Source organism: Microbacterium phyllosphaerae, assembly GCF_017876435.1.
Taxonomy (GTDB): Bacteria; Actinomycetota; Actinomycetes; order Actinomycetales; family Microbacteriaceae; genus Microbacterium; species Microbacterium phyllosphaerae.
On the sequence record NZ_JAGIOA010000001.1, the window covers coordinates 2,409,706 to 2,431,185 of the forward strand.

Below are 21,480 nucleotides of genomic sequence, written 5' to 3' on the forward strand. Positions count from 1 at the left end.
TTCCGCCCCTTCGCTGCGATTCGATGTCAGACCGTGGCTTCCTTGTAGATCGGAGCCGCGCCGTTGACGGCGTCTCCGACCTTGTGCACTCGGATGTCGTTGGTCGAACCCACGATTCCGGGAGGGGAACCGGAGATCACGACGACCTTGTCTCCCTCGACGGCGAGGCCGCTCGAGAGCAGGTAGTCGTCGACCTGCAGGTACATCAGGTCGGTGTGCTGCACCATGTCGACGAGCTTCGACTGGATGCCCCAGGTCAGCGCCATGCGGCGGCGGATGTTCGGCTCGGGGGTGAACGCGATCATCGGGATGCGCGAGCGCAGACGCGACAGGCGACGCGCCGAATCGCCCGACTGCGTGAAGACGCAGAGATACTTCGCCTCGACGAACTCGGCGACCTCGAGGGCAGCGAGAGTGATCGCGCCACCCTGCGTGCGGGGCTTGGTGGTCAGGGGCGCGATGCGCTCGAGACCGTGCTCCTCGGTCGACTCGATGATGCGGGCCATGGTCTCGACGACGACCACCGGGTAGTCGCCCACGCTCGTCTCGCCCGACAGCATCACGGCGTCGGCACCGTCGAGCACCGCGTTCGCGACGTCCGAGGTCTCGGCGCGCGTGGGCACGGGGCTGTTGATCATCGACTCGAGCATCTGCGTCGCGACGATGACCGGCTTCGCCATGCGGCGTGCGAGCTCGACCGCGCGCTTCTGCACGATCGGCACGGCCTCGAGCGGGAGCTCGACGCCGAGGTCGCCGCGGGCGACCATGATCGCGTCGAACGCGTCGACGATCTCCTCGAGCGAATCGACGGCCTGCGGCTTCTCGACCTTGGCGATGACGGGGACCTTGACGCCCTCTTCAGCCATGATCTCGTGCACGCGGCTCACGTCTTCCGCGTTGCGGACGAACGACAGCGCGATGAGGTCGGCGCCGATGCGCAGACCCCAGCGGAGGTCGTCTTCGTCCTTCTCGCTCAGCGCGGGGACGTTGACGGCGACACCGGGGAGGTTGATCCCCTTGTTGTTGGAGACGGCACCGGCGACGATGACCTTCGTCGTCACGGTGACACCGTCGGTCTCGACGACCTCGACGCGGACCTTGCCGTCGTCGATGAGCAGGAAGTCTCCCGGCTTGACGTCCTGCGGCAGGCCCTTGAAGGTCGTGCCGCAGATGTCCTTGTTGCCGATGATGTCTTCGGTCGTGATCTTGAAGATGTCGCCCTTGGCGAGCTCGTAGGGGCCGGCCTCGAACTTGCCGAGACGGATCTTCGGACCCTGCAGGTCGACCAGGATGGCGACAGCGCGGCCGGCGTCGTCGGCTGCCCGGCGAACGTTGGCGTAGTTGTTCTCGTGCACGGAGTAGTCACCGTGGCTGAGGTTCAGACGGGCGACGTCCACGCCGGCGTCGATGAGTGCACGTACGGTCTCGTACGTGGAGGTGGCGGGTCCCAGGGTGGCGACGATTTTCGCGCGTCTCAAAGATTGCTCCAGGGTAGTGGGGGATGGAAATCAGGCGACGGTGCCGCGGCTCAGCCTACGCGGGCTGGAGGCCGATAGCGACTTCATGCGGACGCACCGGCTCGGGCAGCACGGTGGTTCCCATGAGGAACCGATCGACGTTCGCCGCGGCCGCACGGCCTTCGGCGATCGCCCAGACGATGAGCGACTGTCCGCGGCCCGCGTCACCGGCGACGAACACGCCGGGAACGGTGGACTCGTAGCTGTCGTCTCGACGGAAGGCACCACGGTCGGTCAGCTGCGGAAGCGTGTCCTCGGTGTAGCCGTCCTGCTCGGGGCCGGTGAAGCCCATCGCGATGAGGACGAGGTCCGCGGGGATCTCGCGCTCCGTACCGCTCTTGGGCACGCGACGGCCGTCGATGAACTCGGTCTCGGCGACGCGCAGTGCACGGACCTCGCCCACGTCGTTCGAGAGGAACTCGACGGTGGAGGCGAGGAAGACGCGCTCACCCCCCTCTTCGTGGGCGGAGGCGACCTCGAACAGCGTCGGCATCATCGGCCACGGCTGGTGCCCCGGACGCTCGGTGCCCGGCTGCTTGCCGATCGCGAGATTCGTGACGCTCAGCGCACCCTGACGGTGGGCCGTGCCGATGCAGTCCGCACCGGTGTCACCGCCACCGATCACGATGACGTGCTTGCCCTCGGCCGTGATCTGCTCGGGGACCTTGTCGCCGGCGACCGCATGGTTGGACTCGACGAGGTACTCCATCGCGAAGTGCACGCCGTCGAGGTCGCGGCCCGGGATCGAGAGGTCGCGAGGAACCGTCGATCCGGTGGCGATCACGATCGCGTCGTAACGAGCGCGCAGGTCGGCCCAGGAGATGTCCTTGCCGATCTCGACGCCGGCGCGGAAGCGCGTCCCCTCCTCCTGCATCTGGCGAAGGCGCGATTCCAACTGCCCCTTCTCCATCTTGAAGTCGGGGATGCCGTAGCGCAGCAGACCGCCGATGCGGTCGTCGCGCTCGAAGACGGCGACGGTGTGGCCGGCGCGGGTCAGCTGCTGTGCGGCTGCCAGCCCTGCGGGGCCGGAGCCGACGACGGCGACCGTCTTGCCGGTCAGGCGTGCGGGCGGCTGCGGCTCGACCCAGCCCTTGGCGAAGGCCTCGTCGATGATCGAGACCTCGATCTGCTTGATCGTCACCGCCGGCTGGTTGATGCCCAGCACGCACGAGCTCTCACACGGGGCGGGGCACAGACGACCCGTGAACTCCGGGAAGTTGTTCGTGGCGTGCAGGCGATCGATCGCCGCGCGCCCCTCACCACGCCAGGTCAGGTCGTTCCATTCGGGGATCAGGTTGCCGAGCGGGCAGCCCTGGTGGCAGAACGGCACACCGCAGTCCATGCAGCGACCGGCCTGACGCTTGAGCACCGCCTGATCGCCCGCCTCATAGACCTCTTTCCAGTCCATGATGCGTACGGGCACGGGGCGACGCTTGGGGAGCTCACGCTCCGTGGTCTTCAGAAAGCCTTTGGGGTCAGCCACCGGTCACCTCCAGGATGCGGTTCCAGACGATGTCGCCGTCGGGGTCGATACCCTCGGCGACTGCTTCCTCGCGCATGCTGCGCACGGCGGCGTAGTCTCGCGGAAGCACCTTCGTGAACTGGCCGGCGGTCTCATCGAACCGCGCCAGGATGTCGGATCCGAGCGGCGATGCCGTCTTCTCCACGTGAGCGACGATCAGGCTGCGCAGGACCTCGAGGTCGGCCCGGTCGAGGGGCTCGAGGCGCAATTCGCCGCTGCCGAGCGATTGGGCGTTCACCTTGCCGGTGTCGAGCGAGTGGATGTAGGCCACTCCCCCGGACATGCCGGCTCCGAGGTTGCGACCCGTCGAGCCGAGGATCACCGCGACGCCGCCGGTCATGTACTCGAGCGCGTGGTCGCCCACGCCTTCGACGACCGCGGTCGCACCCGAGTTGCGAACGAGGAATCGCTCGCCCACGACGCCCGAGAGGAACATGGTTCCCGCCGTCGCGCCGTAGCCGATGACGTTGCCGGCGATCACGTTCTCGTGCGGCGCGATGGCGGAGCCCCGTGCCGGACGGATCGTGATGTCGCCGCCGGAGAGGCCCTTCCCGACGTAGTCGTTGGCATCGCCTTCGAGGCGAAGCACGATTCCCGAGGGCAGGAACGCGCCGAGCGACTGACCGGCCGTGCCGTGCAGGGTGACGTCGATCGTGCCGCTGGGGAGCCCCGCAGCGCCGTGACGAGACGTGACCTGGTGGCCCAGCATGGTGCCGACCGCGCGCTCGGTGTTGGCGATGGGCAGCTCGACCACGACGGGCTCGCCGTTGAGGAGAGCAGGCTTCGCGATGTCGATCAGCTGCACGTCGAAGTGCTTCTCGAGCTCGTGATCCTGCGTACGGCGGTTGCGGCGCGGCTCGCTCGCGGGGAACGCGGGCCCTTCGAGCACCGGGCTCAGGTCGAGACCCTCCGCCTTCCAGTGCTCCAGGGCCGCATTCGCCTCGATCAGCTCCGCGCGGCCGACGATCTCGTCGATCGAGCGGAAGCCGAGCTCGGCGAGCAGCTCGCGCACCTCTTCGGCGATGAACTCCATGAAGTTCACGACGAACTCGGGCTTGCCGGTGAAGCGTTCGCGCAGAACGGGGTTCTGGGTCGCGACGCCCACGGGGCACGTGTCGAGGTGGCAGACGCGCATCATGATGCATCCGCTGACGACGAGGGGGGCGGTCGCGAAACCGAACTCCTCTGCGCCGAGCAGCGCACCGATGATGACGTCGCGTCCGGTCTTGAGCTGGCCGTCGACCTGCACCACGACGCGGTCCCGCATGCCGTTGAGCATGAGCGTCTGCTGCGTCTCGGCGAGACCGAGCTCCCACGGTGTTCCCGCGTGCTTGAGGGAGTTCATCGGGCTCGCACCCGTGCCTCCGTCGTGTCCTGACACGAGGATGACGTCGCTGAGCGCCTTGGCGACACCGGCGGAGACCGCTCCGATGCCCGACTGGCTGACGAGCTTCGTGTGGATGCGCGCCTCGGGGTTCGCCCGCTTCAGGTCGAAGATGAGCTGCTTGAGGTCTTCGATCGAGTAGATGTCGTGGTGCGGCGGGGGCGAGATCAGACCGACACCCGGCGTTCCGCCACGGGTACGTGCGACCCACGGGTACACCTTCTGCGGGGGAAGCTGACCTCCCTCGCCGGGCTTGGCACCCTGGGCGAGCTTGATCTGGATGTCGTCGGCCTCCGTGAGGTACAGACTCGTGACGCCGAAGCGACCGGATGCGACCTGCTTGATCGCGCTGCGGCGCTCGGGGTCGAGCAGACGGTCGGTGTCCTCGCCGCCCTCACCGGTGTTCGACTTGCCGCCGATCCGGTTCATGGCGATGGCGAGGGTCTCGTGCGCCTCCTTGGAGATCGAGCCGTAGCTCATCGCCCCGGTGGAGAAACGCTTGACGATCGCGGACACGGGCTCGACCTCGTCGAGCGGCACGGGCTTGCGGGTGCCCGTGCGCAGCGTGAAGAGACCGCGAAGCGTCTTGAGCTCGGCCGCCTGATCGTCGACGAGCTTGGTGTACTCGCGGAAGATGTCGAAGCGACGCTCGCGCGTGGCGTGCTGGAGCTTGAAGACGGTCTCCGGGTTGAAGAGGTGCGGGGAGCCGTCGCGACGCCACTGGTACTCGCCACCGGTCCAGAGACGCTCGTGTGCACGTGCGGCCTCGTCCTCGGGGTAGGCGTAGTCGTGACGCGCCTGGTTCTCGATGAAGATCTCTTCGATGCCGATACCGCCGAGCTTCGACTCGGTGCGCGTGAAGTATTTGTCGATGAACTCCTCGCTCAGGCCGACAGCCTCGAAGACCTGTGCGCCGGCGTACGACGACACGGTCGAGATGCCCATCTTCGACATGATCTTCAGCACGCCCTTGCCGAGTGCGTAGATCAGGTTGCGGACGGCCTTCTCGGGGCTGATGCCCGTGATGTAGCCCGTGCGCACGAGGTGCTCCACCGTCTCCATAGCGAGGTACGGGTTCACGGCCGATGCGCCGTATCCGATCAACGTCGCGACGTGGTGCACCTCGCGGACGTCACCCGCCTCGACGATCAGACCGACCTTCATACGGTTCTCACGGCGGATCAGGTGGTGGTGGATCGCCGAGACCATGAGCAGCGACGGGATCGGGGTCAGATCCTTGTTCGAGTCGCGGTCCGACAGGATGACGAACTCGGCACCCTGTGCGATGGCCTCGTCGACCTCGTCGTACATCTCGGTGAGACGCTTCTCGAGCGTGTTCGAGCCCGCGTCGAAGTGATAGAGACCCTTGATCGTCACGCTGGAACGGTCGGGCAGTGCCTTGTCGATGTGGCGGATCTTCGCCAGCTCGTCGTTGTCGATCACCGGGAAGTCGAGAGAGACGGTGCGCGTGTGGTCGGGACCCCACGTCAGCAGGTTGCTCTCGGGGCCGAGGCCGAGCTTCAGGCTTGTGACGACCTCTTCGCGGATCGAGTCCAGCGGCGGGTTGGTGACCTGCGCGAACTGCTGCGTGAAGTAGTCGAAGAGCAGACGGGGCCGCTTGCTGAGAACCGCGATCGGAGTGTCGGACCCCATGGCGCCCAGAGGCTCGACACCGGTCTGACCCATCGGGGTCAGGAGGATCCGCACCTCTTCCTCGGTGTAGCCGAAGGTGCGCTGGCGGCGCGTGATCGACGCAGGCGGGTGCACGATGTGCTCGCGCTCGGGGAGGTCGGCGAGACGCACGGATCCGGCATCCAACCACTCCTGCCAGGGGTGCATCGTGGCGAGATCGTGCTTGATCTCCTCGTCTTCGATGATGCGCTTCTGCGACGTGTCGACGAGGAACATCTTGCCGGGCTGCAGGCGCCCGCGGCGCTTGATGCGCTCGGGCTCGAACGTGAGCACACCGGTCTCGGAACCGATCACGATCAGTCCGTCGGTGGTCTCGGTCCAGCGCCCGGGGCGCAGGCCGTTGCGGTCGAGGGTCGCGCCGACCACGGTGCCATCGGTGAAGATGAGGGCGGCGGGGCCGTCCCACGGTTCCATCTGGTTCGAGTGGTACTCGTAGAACGAGCGCAGCTCCGGCGAGATGTCGGACTGCTTCTCGTACGCCTCGGGCACCATCATCATGATGGCGTGCGGCAGGCTGCGTCCGGTGAGGGTGAGCAGCTCGAGCACCTCGTCGAAGGAGGCCGAGTCGCTGGCTCCATCGGTGCAGATCGGCAGCAGCGGAGCGACGTCGCCGAGCAGCTCGGACTCGAGCTGGGACTGACGGGCACGCATCCAGTTGCGGTTTCCACCGACCGTGTTGATCTCGCCGTTGTGTGCGAGCATGCGCAGCGGCTGCGCGAGCGGCCACGAGGGGAACGTGTTGGTCGAGTACCGCGAGTGCACGACGGCGAGCTCCGACATGAAGCGCTCGTCCTGCAGGTCGGGGTAGAACGGCTCGAGCTGAAGCGTCGTGACCATGCCCTTGTACCCGAGGGTGCGGGCGGACAGTGAGACGAAGTAGGCGCCGAGCTCGTGCCCTGCGCGCTTGCGCAGACGATAGGCGACACGGTCGAGCGCGATGCCGGTGAGGGGTGCCTGCGAGTGCGTGGCTCCCCCGGCGCTCACGAAGAGCTGTTCGAAGGCGGGGCGTGCCTCGTCGGCGAGCTTTCCGAGGTTGTCGTTGACCGTCGGAACCTCGCGCCATCCGAGGACGCGGAGGCCCTCGGCTCGGGCGATCTTCTCGATGCCGGCCTTCTGCTGGCGGCGTTCGCTGGAGTCGCGCGGGAGGAATGCCAGACCCGCGGCGTACTCGCCGACCGGGGGCAGTTCGAAATCGGTGACCGCACGGAGGAAGGCGTCGGGCATCTGCGTCAGGATGCCTGCACCGTCTCCGGTGCCGGCATCGGAGCCGATCGCACCACGGTGCTCGAGGTTGCGCAGCGCTTCGAGCGCCAGCGCGATGATGTCGTGGCCCGCTTCACCACGCAGGGTGGCGACCATGGCCAGGCCGCAGGCGTCCTTCTCGAACGCCGGGTTGTACATGCCCTGCTTCGGGGGGTAAGCGCCGGAAGCGCCGTAGGGAGGCTGAAAATACACCAGTACCGTCCTCAGATCTTCGGATGACCCGGGGGCGTCATTGGCCGGGTGGATGCGATGGGGTCCGCACGGACCGGTCTGCTATCGAGAGCTTTCCGTGTCCGTGGGAGCGGTGCTTGTGGCGCTGGCTCCTGCGGCGACTTCTTCGGACGGAGGCTCACTCACGTCCACGAAATCGGAGGGATTGTCCTGCGATTCTACATCAGCGTCCAGGTCCTTCCGTCCGCGGCCGGGCTGGTACGGCGAAGGCTCCAGGCCGGGGTGACGACGCGACTGCACGATGAGGATCGCGAGACCCACGACGATGCCGATGATCGCGGCCCAGACGTTGCTGCGCAGACCCAGGATGATCTCGCTCGGGTCGATGCGGATCGACTCCCACACGACGCGGCCCGCGCTGTACCAGATGAGGTAGATCGCGAAGAGCCTGCCCCACTGCAGAGCGGTCACCTTGCGGCTCAGCCACAGCAGGACGACGACGCCGAGAAGGTTCCAGATGACTTCGTAGAGGAAGGTCGGGTGGAACAGCGTGCCCTCGGGAAGGCCGGGAGGGAAGGCCGAGTTGTCGGACTCGATCTCGAGGCCCCACGGCAGGTCGGTCGGCAGACCGAACAGCTCGTGGTTGAACCAGTTGCCGAAGCGTCCCATCGCCTGCGCGAGCAGGAGACCGGGAGCGAGGGCGTCGGCGAAGGTCCAGAAGCGGATGCCGGTCCAGCGGCAGCCCAGGTACGCACCGATGGCACCACCGATGAGCGCACCGAAGATCGCGATGCCACCCTCCCAGATCGCCCAGACGGAGCCGGGCTCGAACGGGTTCCAGGTGTTCTTGCCCTCGCCGAAGTAGAAGTTCGGGTGGGTGAGCACGTGGAAGATGCGCGCGCCGATGATGGCGATCGGAACGGCGAGGATCGAGATGTCGATCACGACCCACGGCTCTGCCCCGCGCTTGGTCAGGCGGTGGTTGGTCAGCAGCACGGCGGCGATGATGCCGGCGATGATGCAGAGCGCGTAGAAGTGGATCCGGAGCGGGCCGAGGTCGATGTAGGAGACCGGGGGGCTGGGGATGCTGGCGAGCACGCCGCTGAAGGTGCTGTGGAGCGCGAGGGACATGATTGCGATTCTAGTTCTCGTGTACGGGGCGCGACGACGACGTGCCGACGGCCAGGTTTCGGGTGACCTCGGCGAGGGCGGGGATGCCGCCGTCGCGCAGGGCGCGGACGAGTGCGGTGCCGACGATCGCGCCGTCGGCGTACTCGGACACGCCGGCGATCTGCTCGGCGGTCGAGATGCCGATGCCCACGCAGGCTCGGATGCTGCCGTGCTCGCGCAGGCGTCCGACCAGTGTGCGCGCCGCACGGTCGAGTTCGGTGCGTTCTCCGGTGATGCCCATGGTCGACACGGTGTAGACGAATCCGGTCGACGACTTCACCACGAGTTCGAGGCGCTCATCGGTCGACGTGGGGGCTGCGAGGAAGACGCGGTCGAGGCCGGTCCGCTCGCTCGCCGCGATCCACTCCCCCGCGACGTCGGGTGTGATGTCGGGCGTGATGAGCCCTGCGCCGCCCGCTGCCAGCAGATCGTCGGCATAGCGGTCGACGCCGTACTGGAAGACGGGGTTCCAGTAGGTCATGACCAGCACGGGGACATCGGTGGCGGCGGTGATCGCACGGATCGCGGTGAAGAGGTCCTTCATCTTGAACCCGTTCGCGAGCGCGGCGGTCGTCGCCTCCTGGATCACCGCGCCGTCCATCACCGGGTCGCTGTACGGCGGGCCGAGCTCGATGATGTCGACGCCGTTCTCGGCGAGGGCGATCGCGGCCTGGATGCTCGTCTCGAGGTCGGGGAAGCCGACCGGGAGGTATCCGACGAAGGCGCTGCGACCCGCCGCGTGGGCTGCGGCGATCGCCTGTTCGACGCGGCTCATAGCTCGGGCTCCCCCTTCGAGGCTGCGTCTTCGGCTGCGGTCTCCTGGGCGACGTCGTGCGCGAGCGCCTCGGCGTCGTAGAGGTCGAAGTAGCGTGCAGCGGTGTCCATGTCCTTGTCGCCGCGGCCCGAGAGGCAGATCGCGATCACGGCATCCGGGCCGAGCTCGCGTCCGAGGCGCAGGGCTCCCGCGAGAGCATGCGCGGATTCGATCGCCGGGATGATGCCTTCGGTGCGACTCAGCAGACGCAGCGCCTGCATCGCCTCGTCATCGGTCGCCGGGATGTACTCGGCGCGGCCGATGTCGGCGAGCCACGAGTGCTCGGGTCCGACCCCCGGGTAGTCGAGTCCTGCCGAGATCGAGTGCGACTCGACGGTCTGCCCGTCCTCGTCCTGTAGGACGTAGGTCTTCGCGCCGTGCAGGATGCCGGGGCGACCGCGTTCGATGGAAGCGGCGTGACGGGGCGTGTCGACTCCGTCGCCTGCCGCCTCGACGCCGTACAGCTTCACGCCCTCGTCATCGAGGAAGGCGTCGAACATGCCGATGGCGTTCGATCCTCCGCCGACGCACGCGACGACGGCGTCGGGGAGGCGGCCGACCTCGTCGAGAAGCTGCTGGCGGGCCTCCTCGCCGATGATCTTCTGGAAGTCGCGCACCATGGCGGGGAACGGATGCGGGCCCGCGGCGGTGCCGAAGATGTAGTTGGTGGTCTCGACGGTGGCGACCCAGTCACGGTACGCGTCGTTGATCGCGTCCTTGAGCGTGCGCGAGCCGGAGGTCACGGCGACGACCTCGGCACCGAGCAACCGCATCCGGGCGACGTTCAGCGCCTGACGCTCGGTGTCGACCTCGCCCATGTAGATCGTGCAGTCGAGGCCGAAGAGGGCTGCGGCGGTCGCGGTGGCGACGCCGTGCTGGCCCGCGCCGGTCTCGGCGATCACGCGTGTCTTGCCGAGACGCTTCGTCAGCAGCGCCTGCCCCAGCACGTTGTTGATCTTGTGCGAGCCGGTGTGATTCAGGTCCTCGCGCTTGAGGTACACGCGCGCGCCGCCGGCGTGCTCGGCGAACCGCGCGACCTCGGTCAGCGGCGACGGACGCCCGGCGTACGAGCTGAGCAACGATGCCAGCTCGGAGCGGAAGGCGGGATCGACGATCGCGTCGGCGTACGCTGCGGACAGCTCGTCGATCGCTGCGATCAGCGATTCCGGCATGTACCGCCCGCCGTAGTCGCCGAACAGTGGCCCGTGCTGATCACGCAGGCTCATCACGCCTCCAGGAAGCTCTTGAGAGTGGCGACCGGGTCGCCCGTGACGAGCGCCTCCCCGATCAGGACGACGTCCGCACCCGCCGAGCGGTAGTGCGTGACATCTGCAGGGGTGAGTACCGCGGACTCGGCGATCTTGACGGCCGAGTCGGGGATGCGCTCGACCAGTCGACCGAACAGGTCGCGATCGAGTTCGAGGGTCTTCAGGTCGCGAGCGTTGACCCCGATCAGAGGCGCACCGAGGTCGATCGCGACCTCGAGCTCGTCGGCCGAGTGGGTCTCGACCAGAGGGGTCATGCCGAGCTCCGTGATGAAGCCGAACAGGTCCTCCAGCACGGAGCGCTCGAGTCCGGCGACGATCAGCAGCACGAGGTCGGCACCCGCGGCACGTGCTTCGAGCACCTGGTAGCGGTTGGCGATGAAGTCCTTGCGGAGCACCGGAAGCGAGACGCGGGAGGTGACGGCCTCGAGATCGGCCAGGCTGCCGCCGAAGCGGCGCTCCTCCGTGAGGACGCTGATCGCCGAGGCTCCGCCCGTCTCGTAGAGCGAGGCCTGCAGCGCAGGATCCGGGATCTCGGCGAGGGCACCGCGAGACGGGCTCGCGCGCTTGACCTCGGCGATGATCTTGACGCGATCGGCGGGCGCGAGGAACGCGAGGGCGTCCTTGGCCGCAGGGCGCGCGAGAGCATCGCGCTCCACGTCGGCCAAGGGCCGGGTGAGCGCGCGACGTTCTGCGTCAGCGACTGCGCCGGCCGTGAGGTCGGCGAGCACCATTAGTGCGCCTTCGGCGAGTACTTGGGGCCCTTCACGCCGTATCCGGCCCTGGCGAGCAGCCAGCCCACGAGCGCGCCGATCGGGACGATGGCGGCGCCGACCCAGATCAGGGCGACCCACACGGGGCTGAACTCGGCGAGGCAGAACGCCAGCGTGCCGATCGTGAAGCCCGCGAGCATGATGATCACGGCGGTCCATGCTGCCGGCGAGTGTCCGTGGCCGGGGTCAGCGATCGGGTTGGTCATGGTCTCCTCCGGGGGACGACGTGGTGGGTCGGTTCAAGTCTATCGGGGTCATCGTGTGGGGTCGGTTCCGCGAGACAGGTCGTCCCACGAATCGATCGCATCCACAGGGCCTGCGGCGGCCTCGACGTGCGCGGCATCGGTGCGGTAGCGGCGTCCGCCCGTCTTCCATCGACGCCAGGTGAACAGGACGACGAGCGAGGCGGCCAGCAGCACGATCCACCCGATGAGCGTCATGACCGGCCAGGCCGAGAGCTCGATCCCCGCGACGACGTCGGCGATCGCCGAGCTTCCCGCGAGTCCGGTGGTCTCGGTCACGGTCGGTCCGACGGCGCTCAACGGTTCGGAGAGCAGCAGCTGGAATGTCGTCCACCCGAGGAACAGGGCGCTGGCAGCGCCGAGCACGCCGAAGAACAGCCGGAGCACGGGGCCGACGATCGACAGGGCGATGCCGAGCGCCAGCACGGCGAGACTCAGGGGCGCGAGCAACGGCAGCGCGGAGGCTCCCGGAACCAGGATCGCCTCTCCGGCATCCGCGCGCTCGACGGTCAGCCACGTCTGGGTCGACGAGATGATCCCGACTGCTCCGGACAGGAGGAAACCGGAGACGGCGAGGGAGCGTCCTCGGCGGGCGAACGTCACGAGGATGCGCCTCCTTCGACGGCTTCGAGGTCGTTCGAGTCGAAGCAGGTGCGTGTCCCGGTGTGGCAGGCGGGTCCGGTCTGGTCGACGCGGAGCAGGATCGCGTCACCGTCGCAGTCGAGGCGTGCCTCGTGCACGACCTGGATGTGGCCGGAGGTGTCGCCCTTTCGCCAGTACTCCTGCCGAGAGCGCGACCAGTACACGGCGCGCCCCGTCGTCAGTGTCCGGCGCAGTGCCTCGGCATCCATCCACGCGAGCATGAGCACCTCGGCGGTGTCCCACTGCTGCACGATGACCGGCGCGAGCCCGTCTGCGTTGAACGCGACCTGAGCGATCCGCTCCTCGATGTCGGTCATCGGACCAGCACTCCCTCTGCGCGCAGCGCGTCCTTCACGTCTCCGACGGTGAGAGCACCCGTGTGGAACACGCTCGCAGCGAGCACCGCATCCGCCCCCGCCTTGATCGCCGGAGCGAAGTCCGATGCCTTGCCTGCACCACCCGAGGCGATGACCGGCACGGACGCCGCCTCGCGCATGAGCTTCACCAGTTCGAGATCGAAGCCGTCGCGCGTGCCGTCCGCATCGATCGAGTTGACGAGCAGCTCTCCGGCACCGCGCTCGGCTGCCTCTCGCGCCCACTCGAGGGCATCGAGGGTCGTCTGCGTGCGTCCACCGTGCGTGGTGACCACGAAACCGGACGTGGTGGTGTCCGCGCGCTTGACGTCGAGCGAGAGGACGAGGACCTGCGCGCCGAACCGGTCGGCGATCTCACCGATCAGCTCGGGTCGCGCGATGGCGGCGGAATTGACGCCGACCTTGTCGGCGCCGACCGAGAGCAGCCGCGCGACGTCGTCGACGCTGCGGACTCCCCCGCCGACGGTCAGCGGCACGAAGACCTGCTCCGCAGTGCGCTGCACGACGTCGTAGGTCGTCGCGCGGGCGTCGACGGTCGCGGTGACGTCGAGAAACGTGATCTCATCCGCACCCTGCGCCGCATAGTGGCGCGCGAGTTCGACGGGGTCGCCCATGTCGCGGAGGTTCTCGAAGTTCACTCCCTTGACGACGCGGCCGTCGGCGACGTCCAGACACGGGATGACTCGGCTCGCGAGCGTCATCAGAGCCTCGCGTTGTGGATCGCCGTCACGAGGATCGCCCGGGCGCCGAGCGCGTACAGCGCGTCCATCACGGGGTTCACCCGTGCCCGCGCCACCATCACGCGGACAGCCACCCATTCGGGATCCCGCAGCGGCGAGACGGTCGGCGACTCGATGCCGCCGGCGATCTTCACCGCGTCGTCGAGCAGCGCCAGAGGCAGGTCGTAGTCGATCATCACGAATCGTCGGGCGACCATCACACCGCGCAGGCGGCGCAGCAGCGTCTCGGACCCCTCAGCGTCCTGCGGGCCGGCGATCAGGACCGCTTCGGACTGCAGGATCACGGGACCGAAGACGTCGAGGCCGGCCTGGCGCAGCGTCGTGCCTGTCTCGACGACGTCAGCGACGGCGTCGGCGACGCCGAGGCGCACGGCGGACTCCACGGCGCCGTCGAGCGGCACGAGATCGACCGCGATGCCGCGCTCGTCGAGGAACGCATCGACCAGCCCCGGGTACGAGGTCGCGATGCGGAGACCGTCGAGCTCCGAGACCTCGGTGTAGCGGCCGGAGGGCGCCGCGAAGCGGAAGGTCGAACCGGCGAAGCCGAGCGCCTCGATCTCGCGCGCTCCGGGCATCCGGGCGTCGAGCAGGAGGTCGCGACCCGTGATGCCGACGTCGATGGCGCCGGAGCCGACGTAGGTGGCGATGTCCTTCGGGCGGAGGTAGAAGAACTCGACGTCGTTGTCGGTGTCGACGACGTGGAGGGTCTTGGGGTCACGACGACCGGCGTAGCCGGCCTCAGCGAGCATGTCGGCGGCCGTCTCGGAGAGAGAGCCCTTGTTGGGAACAGCAATGCGCAGCATGGGATGCCTTCAGATCGAAGCGAGTGGGGCGGAGCGCTTCACAGATGTCGGTAGACGTCCTGCAGGCTCAGGCCCTTCGCGATCATCATCACCTGCACGTGGTATAGCAGCTGCGAGATCTCCTCGGCCGCGGCCTCGTCGGATTCGTACTCGGAGGCCATCCATACCTCGGCGGCCTCTTCGACGATCTTCTTGCCGATCGTGTGCACGCCGCCGTCGAGCTCTGCGACCGTCCCCGATCCTTCGGGTCGGGTCTCGGCCTTGAGGCTGAGCTCGGCGAACAGCTCGTCGAAAGTCTTCACGATTCCAGGCTAGCGGCTCTGGCGCGGTCCCTGAGCCGAGTGACGGCCGCTTCGACGTCCTCGGCGCCGTACACGGCGGATCCCGCGACGAAGGTGTCTGCCCCGGCGGCAGCGGCCGCCTCGATCGTCGCGTCCGAGATGCCGCCGTCGACCTGGAGCCAGACGTTCGAGCCGCGGCGCTTGGCCTCATCCGCGAGAGCGCGCAGCTTCGGCATCGTCTCGGGCATGAACCCCTGACCGCCGAACCCGGGCTCCACCGTCATGACGAGGATCTGATCGAACTCCTCGAGCACGCTGTACAGGCCCTCGGCAGGGGTGTCGGGCTTGATCGCGACGCCGGCTCGAGCCCCGATGCTGCGAAGCGTGCGGGCGAGGGAGATCGGGTCGGCCGCGGCCTCGAGATGGAACGTCACGCTCGCGGCACCGAGCTCTGCGTAAGCGGGCGCCCAGCGCTCGGGGTCGGTGATCATCAGATGCACGTCGAGTGGGATCGGGCTCGTCGCCTGGATCCGCTCGACCATCTGGGTGCCGAAGGTGAGGTTCGGCACGAAATGGTTGTCCATGACGTCGACATGCGCGAAGTCGGCCGACGCGATCTTCGCGAGGTCCCGCTGCATGTTGACGAAGTCGGCGGCGAGGATGCTGGGGTTGATGCGCGGTGCGCCCGGGAGTTCCACGTGTCTATTCTCCTTCGTCGGCGCGTGCGCTGCGCTTGTCGGACGCGGCGAGCGTGTCAGTCGTGTCCCGCTGCAGGAGCGCGAGGAACATCGCGTCCGTGCCATGGCGATGCGGCCAGAGCTGGACCCGACCCGAGCCGTCGTCTGCGAGGTCGATCGGTGAGTCAGCGACCCGTGCGACCACCGCACGTGCGTCGAGCTCAGTGATGTCGGTGCGTCCGCGCAGGACCTCCTGCACCACGCCCGTCGTCTCGGCGAGATGCGGCGAGCAGGTCGCGTAGGCGACGATGCCACCGGGCGCGAGCGCGTCGAGCGCTGAGGACAGCAGTTCGACCTGCAGCGGCACGAGCTCGGCGACGTCGGCCGGGGACTTGCGCCAGCGGGCCTCAGGACGCCGCCTGAGCGCACCGAGGCCGGTGCAGGGGGCATCGACCAGGATGCGATCGAACATGCCGCTGTGCGAGGCGCCGAAGGTCCGGCCGTCCTCCTCATGGACGACGATCTCCCCGGGCACGGCGCGCAGGGCGTTGCGCACGAGACGAGCCCGGGTCGGCACGACCTCGTTGGCCTCGAGTGTCACATGATGCGGGCCGGCGACCGCTGCGAGCAGCGCCGTCTTGCCTCCGGGGCCGGCGCAGAGGTCGAGCCACCGCTCGCCCTCTGCGATCGGTGCGGCTCCGGCCAGCGCGAGTGCGACGAGCTGCGATCCCTCGTCCTGGACGCGCACGGTGCCGCCGGACGCGGCGATCACGCGGTGCGGGTCTCCGCCCGGCGAACCGTATGCCGTCGGCGCATACGGCCGACGTGGCTCTCTCGGCTCCGCGAGGCCGGGGAGCGCGACCAGCGTCACCTCGGGTGAGGCATTGTCGGCGTCGAGGAGATCGTCGAGCTCATCCGCGCGTCCCTCCGCCGCGAGAGCGCGGCGGAGAGCACGGATGACCCACACCGGGTGGGCAGAGCGCAGGGCGAGCCGCTCGTCGTCGGAGCGCGCCGAGTCCTCGATGCGCTTCTCCCATTCCTCCGGAGTCTCCCGGGTGATCCGGCGCAGCACGGCGTTCGCGAAGCTCGACGCTCCACGCCCCTGTGCCATCGCGACGAGGTTCACGGACTCGTTCACCGCGGCGTGCGAGGCGACCCGGGTGGCGAGCAGCTGATGTGTCGCGAGCCGCAGTGCATCGAGCACGGCCGGATCGATCTCGTCGGCGGGCCGGTCGGCTGCCGCCGAGATGATCGCATCGTACGTGCCTCGGCGCCGCAGTGTGCCGTACGCGAGTTCGGTGGCCAGCGCCGCATCCTGCGGGTTGAGGCCGGCTTCCGCGATGGCCGGGGGCAGGATCAGGTTGGCGTACGCCTCGGACTCCGACACGGCGCGGAGCACGTCGTATGCGACCCTCCTGGCCGGCTGCACAGTGCGCTGCGGGCCGCGCTGCTGCCCCTCTCCCCCGGACGCACCTCGTCGGCCGGACGCAGGATCGCGCCGCCCCTGCGAGCGGCCACGGGGGTCTCCGGTGCGGCGACGACGCTCGCCCTGCTCGCCGCTCATGCTCCGGCCCTCACATTCTCGGTGTCGCGCTGACCACGCCACCAGTCGACAGCGTTCATGGCGCCCTTCCCTGCGGGCTGCACCCGCGTGACCGACAGCGGTGCGGATCCGGTCCCGATGAGCAGCGCCGACTTGGTCGCGACGATCTCGCCGGGTTCCAGTTCCGCACCGTCATCTCCGGGCACCGCTGCGAGGATCTTGAGTCGCAGACCGTCGACCGTCGTGTGGGCGCCGGGCTCGGGTGTGACTCCGCGGAATCGCGCGAACACCGATCCGAGCGACTGCGCCCAGTCGAGCAGCCCGTCGTCGAGGGTGAGCTTCGGCGCGAGCGTCGGCTCGCCGCGCTGCGGCACCGATCGGGCGGTGCCGTCGGCGATCGACGCGACCACCTCCGACATCAGATCAGCACCGTCGACCGCGAGAGTCTCGAGCGCCGCATCGGCGGTCGCCTCCGGGGCGACGTCGACGACGCGCGTGGCGAAGACATCGCCCGCATCGAGCGCAGGAACGAGCTGGAAGACGCTCGCGCCCAGCTGCTCATCACCCGCGATCAGCGCTCTCTGCACCGGTGCGGCGCCTCGCCACTGCGGCAGGAGCGAGAAATGGAGGTTGATCCAACCCTTCGCCGGGGTGGAGAGCAGCGGCTCGCGGACCAAACCCCCGTACGCGACGATCACTCCCAGTTCGGCGCCGAGCGCGGCGATCGCGTCTGTCGCCTCCGCATCGAGCCGTGCGGCCTTGATCACCGGCAGACCCAGTTCGGTCGCCACCTGGGCGACCGGCGACGGCGTCAACACGCGTTTGCGGCCCAGCGGCGCATCAGGCCGAGTGACGACGGCGGCGACGTCGTGCTCGGTCGCGAGGCGACGGAGGGTGGGAACGGCGGCCGACGGTGTGCCGGCGAAGACGAGACGCATGAAGGTGCTCCGGAGGGATGCGGTGGTGGATCGGGTGAGTGCTGAGCGTTCTTCGTGATCAGAGCTCTGGATCGAGGATATCGAGCCGAACCGAGAGCGCGATGCGAGTCGACTTGCCCTTGCCTCGACGAGCGCTCACGGCTTCGGCGACGACCGCGGCACGGAGCGTCGTCGCGACCTTGGCCCCGGCTCCGTAGTCGAAGCGGACGAGGGCGCGGACACGGGGCGGGTAGTCCTCGGATTCGACCGGCACCGGTCCGAGCACGGCATCCGAGGGAAGCGCGAGTTCCTGCAGAGCCGCGAGTGCCCGGCCGACCGCTGAGGCGGAACCTTCGACCAGCGCCACGCGCGCCGCCGGGGGCATGTGCAACGGTGCGCGTTCCGCCAACTCGGACCTCGCGTACCCGGACTGGTTCCACGTGGCGAGTGCCCTCGCGATGGAGCCGTCGACTCCGACGAGGTGGATCGGGGCACCGGGAGCCGCGAGAGCTGCGGCGTTGGACCACCAGCGCAGGCACGCCTCTCCGATGCGGAGGTCGGGCGCCTGCAGCATCCGCGGCCCGTCGAGCAGGACGATCGCTCGGTAGCCGCCCTCGGCCAGCGGCTCCGCTCCACGTGTCGCGACGATGAGGGACGGCTTGTCCGTGACGTGCTCCACGGGGTGTGCGCTGTCGGCCACGATCACGCGGATGCCGGGGAACGCCTTGCCCAGCTCATCGGCTGTGCGCTCGCTGCCCGACGAGGCGAGCCGCAGCTTCGTCGATGAGCACGCAGGGCAGGCCCAGACCCGTGCACCGCGCCCGCACCAGGCGCAGACGGGGACGGCACCGCGATGCTTCGCCCCCAGAGGGCCACCGCAATGGGCGCAACGGGCAGGAGCCCGGCACTCGGCGCAGACCAGCGAGGGCGAGAACCCGGGGCGGGAGACCTGCACCAGCACGGGTCCCTCTGCGGCGGCGTTGCGCGCCGAGAGGAACGCGGATGACGGCATCCGCTGCGCTGTGGGTGCGTCCATCTCCTGAGGTGTGCTCAACACGACCCGCGGCAGGACCCGGCGCGCGGCCCTGACATCCTGCAACCAGCCGTGCGCGACCAGACGCTCGACGTCGGTGGTGCGCGTGTGGCCGACGAAGAGGAGCGCCGAATCCTCCTGCTCCTGACGCAGAAGCGCTGCGTCCCTGGCATTGATGTACGGGGCGAGGGGCTCGCCGAGCAGCGGATCTCCGTCGTCCCACACCGCGACGAGCCCGGCGCGCACAGGGGCGTACACCGCCGAGCGGTTGCCGACGACGATGCACGGTGCGTCCTCCAGGGAGCGGAGGAACGAACGATATCGGTCGGGATTCGTCTGCCTCGAGTCGTACCGGGCGACCGCTTCGGCGGGAACCGACGTGGCGAGTACGGCGAGGAGCTGATCGAGGTCGCGGTGATCGGGCACCACCAGGATGCTGGACTGTCCGGCGGCCAGCATCCGCGCCGCCGACGATGCCAGCAGGGCGGCCCACCCCGGTGCACCGTCGTGATGCACGGGGATCGCCTCGACTGCCGCTCGTCCGCCGCTCTCGAGCACCTCTTCGAGACCGTCGTACGACGCGACCAGCTCGGCCGCACTCGCGAGTTGCTCCTCGGTCGAGACGACCTGCGGCGAGTCCGCTTTCCACGCCTTCTCGACGCGCACCTGTCTCTTCGGGATGACGAGTCGGAGCACATCGGATGCCGATCCCGCTGCACGGTCGGCGGCGCGCCGCGCGAGCCGGTAGAGCCTGTCGGGCAGTACGGGGACCTGCGAGACGACGCTGTCGACCTCGGACAGGGGTCTGTCGGCATCGTCTTCGCTGTCGAGCTCGATCACGTAACCGTCGATCACTCGCCCCGCCGTGCGCAACGGCACGCGCACCCGCACTCCGGGCACGACATCGCCGAGTTCATCCGGCAAGGCGTAATCGAACAGGCGATCGAGCTGAGGAAGCGGCGAGTCCAGGAGAACGCGCGCGATGCGTCTGCTCTGCGCGTCAGAAGGCAACAGGCTCTGCCCGTCGGAGGACAACAGGCACCGGCCCGTCAGAGGCCGGCAGCGCGCCGCAGCTCTTCGGCGCGGTCGGTGCGCTCCCAGGTGAACTCCGGCAGTTCGCGCCCGAAGTGTCCGTACGCAGCGGTCTGCGCGTAGATCGGGCGGAGCAGGTCGAGCTGCTCGATGATCGCCTGCGGGCGAAGATCGAACACATCGCTGATGGCGCGGGTGATGACCTCGTCGGACACCTTGCCGGTGCCGAACGTCTCGACGTACAGGCCGACGGGGCGTGCGACGCCGATCGCATAGGCGACCTGCACCTCGAGCCGGTCGGCGAGACCTGCGGCGACCGCGTTCTTCGCCACCCAGCGTGTGGCGTACGCACCCGAGCGGTCGACCTTCGACGGGTCTTTTCCGCTGAACGCGCCTCCGCCGTGCCGAGCGGCGCCACCGTACGTGTCGATGATGATCTTGCGTCCGGTCAGGCCTGCATCGCCCTTCGGGCCGCCTGTGACGAAGGGCCCGGCCGGGTTGATGTAGTAGGTGATGTCGTCGAGGTCGAGCCCGGTCGTCTCGAGGATCGGGTCGATGACATGCTCGCGCACCTGCGCCTTGATGTCGTCCTGCGAGATGTCGGGGTGGTGCTGGGTCGAGAGGACGATCGCGTCGACGGTCTTCGGCGTGAATCCGTCGTAGCCGAGCGTGACCTGCGTCTTGCCGTCGGGTCGGAGGAACGGCAAGACGCCGGAGCGTCGCACTTCCGTCAACCGCTCGGCGATCCGGTGCGCCGTCCACGCGGCCATCGGCATGAGCTGCGGCGTCTCGTTGGTGGCGAAGCCGAACATGATGCCCTGGTCGCCCGCGCCGAGGCTGTCGAAGGGATCGATCGATCCGCCGTCGCGGTGCTCCTGCGCGTTGTCGACACCGTGCGCGATGTCGGTCGACTGCTCACCCACCGAGATGCTGACACCGCACGAGTCGCCGTCGAAGCCGGTCTCGCTCGACGTGTAGCCGATCCGGTTGACGACCTGCCGGACGATGGTGGGGATGTCGACGTACGCCTCGGTGCGGATCTCGCCGGCGACATGCACGAGTCCTGTGGTGACCAGAGTCTCGACGGCGACCCGGGAATCCCGGTCCTTCGCGATGAGCCCGTCGAGGATGCTGTCCGAGATCTGGTCGCAGATCTTGTCCGGGTGCCCTTCGGTGACGGACTCGGACGTGAACAGACGCAGGGCGCTCATCAGGGCTCCAGAACGGGGTCGGACGGAAAGAAGGGGGTCGCTCCCATGATGGACCGCACCGCCGACATCAGCCGGCGGTGCGGTCATCGGACGTCACTCGGCGTGACGGAGGCGGAGCTTGTCCTCGTTGATCTCGTGCAGAGCGATCGTGAGGGGCTTGTCCTCGACCGACGAGTCGACCAGCGGGCCCACGTTGTCGAAGAGGTTCCCCTCGTGCAGGTCGGAGTAGTAGTCGTTGATCTGACGCGCGCGCTTGGCCGCGTAGATCACGAGCTCGTACTTGGAGTCGACACGGTCGAGCAGGTTGTCGATGGGGGGATCGATGATTCCGTTGGTGTGGTGTCCGGCCATGGTGGGACCTCCTGATCAGGCGACGGGATCGTCGCGAAGACGCTGCTCCGGGCGCGCGAAGAC

19 protein-coding genes are annotated in these 21,480 nt (G+C 68.5%); all 19 read right to left on the reverse strand.

The features are described 5' to 3' along the window. Positions 1 to 26: 26 nt before the first annotated feature. The 19 genes from pyk to rpoZ all read right to left on the reverse strand — a co-directional run bounded on the left by pyk (position 27) and on the right by rpoZ (position 21,417). Positions 27 to 1,478: a pyruvate kinase gene (gene pyk, locus JOF42_RS11330; protein WP_210097948.1), complete on the reverse strand. Its 1,452-nt coding sequence runs from the start codon at positions 1,476 to 1,478 to the stop codon at positions 27 to 29. Positions 1,479 to 1,533: 55 nt separating this feature from the next. Further along, entirely contained in the window at positions 1,534 to 3,000 is a 1,467-nt protein-coding gene (locus JOF42_RS11335; RefSeq protein WP_120492942.1) for a glutamate synthase subunit beta, read from the reverse strand. Beyond that, positions 2,993 to 7,516: a glutamate synthase large subunit gene (gene gltB, locus JOF42_RS11340; RefSeq protein WP_210097949.1), complete on the reverse strand. Its 4,524-nt coding sequence runs from the start codon at positions 7,514 to 7,516 to the stop codon at positions 2,993 to 2,995. The genes JOF42_RS11335 and gltB overlap by 8 nt, the downstream gene beginning before the upstream one ends. A gap of 135 nt (positions 7,517 to 7,651) precedes the next feature. After that, complete coding sequence (lgt, locus tag JOF42_RS11345) at positions 7,652 to 8,680, reverse strand: prolipoprotein diacylglyceryl transferase (protein WP_210097950.1); 1,029 nt, start codon at positions 8,678 to 8,680, stop codon at positions 7,652 to 7,654. 10 nt (positions 8,681 to 8,690) lie between these two features. Next, on the reverse strand, positions 8,691 to 9,494 hold the full coding sequence (gene trpA / locus JOF42_RS11350) for a tryptophan synthase subunit alpha (RefSeq protein WP_210097951.1): 804 nt from the start codon (positions 9,492 to 9,494) through the stop codon (positions 8,691 to 8,693). Next, a complete protein-coding gene (gene trpB / locus JOF42_RS11355; protein ID WP_210097952.1) occupies positions 9,491 to 10,759 on the reverse strand; it encodes a tryptophan synthase subunit beta in 1,269 nt (422 codons plus the stop codon). Before trpB ends, trpA begins: the two co-directional genes overlap by 4 nt. Next, the gene (gene trpC / locus JOF42_RS11360; RefSeq protein ID WP_210099178.1) at positions 10,759 to 11,529 is read right to left on the reverse strand and encodes an indole-3-glycerol phosphate synthase TrpC; all 771 of its coding nucleotides are present in this window, start codon (positions 11,527 to 11,529) and stop codon (positions 10,759 to 10,761) included. The genes trpB and trpC overlap by 1 nt, the downstream gene beginning before the upstream one ends. A gap of 2 nt (positions 11,530 to 11,531) precedes the next feature. After that, positions 11,532 to 11,777 carry an HGxxPAAW family protein gene (locus JOF42_RS11365; RefSeq protein ID WP_210097953.1) on the reverse strand — a complete coding sequence of 82 codons (246 nt, stop codon included), beginning with the start codon at positions 11,775 to 11,777 and terminating at the stop codon, positions 11,532 to 11,534. A gap of 48 nt (positions 11,778 to 11,825) precedes the next feature. Continuing rightward, positions 11,826 to 12,416 (reverse strand): Trp biosynthesis-associated membrane protein, encoded by a 591-nt coding sequence (locus tag JOF42_RS11370; RefSeq protein ID WP_210097954.1) that lies wholly within the window; start codon positions 12,414 to 12,416, stop codon positions 11,826 to 11,828. Continuing rightward, a complete protein-coding gene (gene hisI, locus JOF42_RS11375) occupies positions 12,413 to 12,772 on the reverse strand; it encodes a phosphoribosyl-AMP cyclohydrolase (protein WP_210097955.1) in 360 nt (119 codons plus the stop codon). Before hisI ends, JOF42_RS11370 begins: the two co-directional genes overlap by 4 nt. After that, the gene (gene hisF, locus JOF42_RS11380; protein WP_210097956.1) at positions 12,769 to 13,530 is read right to left on the reverse strand and encodes an imidazole glycerol phosphate synthase subunit HisF; all 762 of its coding nucleotides are present in this window, start codon (positions 13,528 to 13,530) and stop codon (positions 12,769 to 12,771) included. Before hisF ends, hisI begins: the two co-directional genes overlap by 4 nt. After that, positions 13,530 to 14,372 carry an ATP phosphoribosyltransferase gene (gene hisG / locus JOF42_RS11385; RefSeq protein ID WP_210097957.1) on the reverse strand — a complete coding sequence of 281 codons (843 nt, stop codon included), beginning with the start codon at positions 14,370 to 14,372 and terminating at the stop codon, positions 13,530 to 13,532. The genes hisF and hisG overlap by 1 nt, the downstream gene beginning before the upstream one ends. A gap of 38 nt (positions 14,373 to 14,410) precedes the next feature. After that, entirely contained in the window at positions 14,411 to 14,674 is a 264-nt protein-coding gene (locus JOF42_RS11390) for a phosphoribosyl-ATP diphosphatase (RefSeq protein WP_056307688.1), read from the reverse strand. Then, on the reverse strand, positions 14,671 to 15,351 hold the full coding sequence (gene rpe, locus JOF42_RS11395) for a ribulose-phosphate 3-epimerase (RefSeq protein ID WP_307803591.1): 681 nt from the start codon (positions 15,349 to 15,351) through the stop codon (positions 14,671 to 14,673). Before rpe ends, JOF42_RS11390 begins: the two co-directional genes overlap by 4 nt. Positions 15,352 to 15,355: 4 nt before the next feature. After that, a complete protein-coding gene (locus tag JOF42_RS11400; protein ID WP_210097959.1) occupies positions 15,356 to 16,894 on the reverse strand; it encodes an RsmB/NOP family class I SAM-dependent RNA methyltransferase in 1,539 nt (512 codons plus the stop codon). Then, on the reverse strand, positions 16,891 to 17,811 hold the full coding sequence (gene fmt / locus JOF42_RS11405; protein WP_210097960.1) for a methionyl-tRNA formyltransferase: 921 nt from the start codon (positions 17,809 to 17,811) through the stop codon (positions 16,891 to 16,893). Before fmt ends, JOF42_RS11400 begins: the two co-directional genes overlap by 4 nt. A 58-nt stretch (positions 17,812 to 17,869) precedes the next feature. After that, positions 17,870 to 19,834, reverse strand: coding sequence for a primosomal protein N' family DNA-binding protein (locus tag JOF42_RS11410; RefSeq protein ID WP_210097961.1), 1,965 nt, complete (start codon positions 19,832 to 19,834; stop codon positions 17,870 to 17,872). Between the two features lie 38 nt (positions 19,835 to 19,872). Further along, positions 19,873 to 21,066 carry a methionine adenosyltransferase gene (metK, locus tag JOF42_RS11415; protein WP_210097962.1) on the reverse strand — a complete coding sequence of 398 codons (1,194 nt, stop codon included), beginning with the start codon at positions 21,064 to 21,066 and terminating at the stop codon, positions 19,873 to 19,875. 93 nt (positions 21,067 to 21,159) lie between these two features. Continuing rightward, on the reverse strand, positions 21,160 to 21,417 hold the full coding sequence (rpoZ, locus tag JOF42_RS11420; RefSeq protein ID WP_042536631.1) for a DNA-directed RNA polymerase subunit omega: 258 nt from the start codon (positions 21,415 to 21,417) through the stop codon (positions 21,160 to 21,162). Positions 21,418 to 21,480: the final 63 nt, after the last annotated feature.